Annotated in this window: 3 pseudogenes; 1 reads left to right on the top strand and 2 read right to left on the bottom strand. The window is 55.7% G+C overall.

The window, feature by feature from the left end:
• Positions 1–130 precede the first annotated feature (130 nt).
• A pseudogene (locus BV911_RS18655) lies at positions 131–493 on the top strand (DDE-type integrase/transposase/recombinase); the annotation flags it as partial.
• Positions 494–648: 155 nt separating this feature from the next.
• On the opposite strand, the pseudogene BV911_RS18650 reads toward BV911_RS18655, so the two are convergent.
• Positions 649–1368 (bottom strand): annotated as a pseudogene (locus tag BV911_RS18650) (IS21 family transposase); the annotation flags it as partial.
• A 60-nt stretch (positions 1369–1428) separates the two neighbouring features.
• Positions 1429–1872: pseudogene (locus BV911_RS18645) on the bottom strand (transposase); the annotation flags it as partial.
• Positions 1873–2001: the final 129 nt, after the last annotated feature.

The following is a 2001-nucleotide window of genomic DNA, read 5'->3' as shown; positions in this document are numbered from 1 at the left end:
GTTGCAGATTGCCTCACAGCATCACATCACAGGGTGGCCGGATGCCCCGGAATCGATGGCCGGATAAAATCGGAATGGGTGGCCGGATACTTTTGGAATCCGTGGCCGGATGACCCCGGAATACGCACATCGTGACGAGGCGGCAGCCACAGCCTTTTTCGCGGGTGCGATCCGGACCAATGGTTGGCCGGACAAGGTCGTGATCGACAAGAGTGGCGCGAACCACGCGGGGCTCGAGAGCCTTAATTGGCTGCTCATCTTGCAGGGGTGGTTCTGGTTGATCGACATCTGCTGCGTCAAATATCCGAACAACATTATCGAGCAGGACCACCGGTTCATCAAGAAACTGATCCGCCCGATGAAGGGCTTCAAATCATGCCGGGCGGCGTCCGAAACGCTGGCAGGTATCGAGGTCGCCCACATGATCCACAAGGGCCAGTTCGACATGGCCGGGAAAAGCGCATTCCAGCAATTCGCTGAACTCGCGGCATAACTGTGTCCGGGGAAAGGGCTTTCTTTGTAAACTTCAGAAATTTGCGGCGTTGTTGCATAAATATCCGTAAGTGACTGATTTATATAAATAATATTCATTCTGCCGTCTTGGGGATAATGGCTTATTATCAATAGGTTAGCTGGATTTATGCAACAAGGCCCTGCCTGATCCAAAGCCCCGACCTTTTGCTCCAGCAACGGCAGGTAATGCATCGGGTCGAACACCATGTCGGCCTTGTCGTAAGACCGGCGGTGGCGGGCAATCACCTCGGCCCCGCAGCCAACCACAACCTCATGGACATAACCACGAACCTGAACCTCGTGATGGGCATAAGCGACCGGCACCGAGTAATCGTTGTTGCGATATCGGACCATAGAGATCGATGTCGCCCGCGTGCTGACCTTATCGCAGGCATCATAAGGCATGGGCGGTAACGCCATCAGCGCATCCAGGTCCCGCATCAGACGCTCACCGACGGTCTCGGAATGTCCGCGAAGGCTGTCGTCTTGCCGCTTCAGGCACTGTCCTTCCAGCCAGGCGTTCAACGCATCGAAGCTGTCGAACCGCGGCGCGGGAACGAGGAAATTCCGCCTCCCATAGCCGATCACGCCTTCGACGTTGCCTTTATCGTTGCCCTTGCCGGGTCGGCCAAACTTATCGTCGAACAGGTAATGCGACTGTAATTCCGAAAAGACCCGGGTACGCAACCGGACCCCGTCGCCCAGAATCTTCGCCACCGCGATCATGGTGTTGTCGTAGAGGATCGACAACGGAACGCCGCCGAAGAAGGCAAATGCAGCGTTGTGGCCATCGCAAAACGCCTCGGTCGTCTCGGCCGGGTAGGTCTTGATGAAGAACGCATCCGAATGCGGCAGAGGTGGTCCTGAATTTTAGACCAGTTTTCCGCCGAGCTAAGCTATAGCATTGGGTTCATGTCAGGCGGCGGCTTTCAGGTGTTGATTGTGGGTATCATAGGCCTCGCCGGGCGTCAGCAGCCCATGCGATGAGTGCGGCCGTTTTCCATTGTAGTAGTCGATCCAGGCACCGATCCCCTTGCGGGCTTCCGAGCCGGTCTCGAACGCGTTTAGGTAGACGCACTCATATTTCAACGATCGCCAGAGCCGTTCGATCATCCGATTGTCGATCCATCGCCCGCGCCCGTCCATCGAAATCTTCACCTTTGCGTCGAGCAACACTTCAGTGAAATCAGTGCTGGTGAACTGGCTACCTTGATCGGTGTTGAAAATCTCCGGCGGTCCGTATCGAAGCAGGGCTTCTTTCAAAGCCTCTATGCAAAACCCGGCATCCATGGAGTTCGACAGCCGCCAGCTGAGCACCTTTCTGCTGTACCAGTCCATGACCGCCACCAAGTACAGAAAACGAGATATGGGCGAAAGTTGGTGACGCCTGATCAGGCGGCTGTTTGAAGTTGGCGGAGTCCGTCGCGGAACTCAATCCCCTGGATGATTTCAGGCATTCGATTTTGACCGTCGAGTTTGCGCCATTTC

The sequence above is a fragment of the Pseudoruegeria sp. SK021 genome, assembly GCF_002119405.1.
In the GTDB taxonomy this organism is placed as follows: Bacteria; Pseudomonadota; Alphaproteobacteria; order Rhodobacterales; family Rhodobacteraceae; genus Meridianimarinicoccus.
Note: the sequence above shows the minus strand (reverse complement) of the source record. Positions and strands in the feature narration are given on the sequence as shown.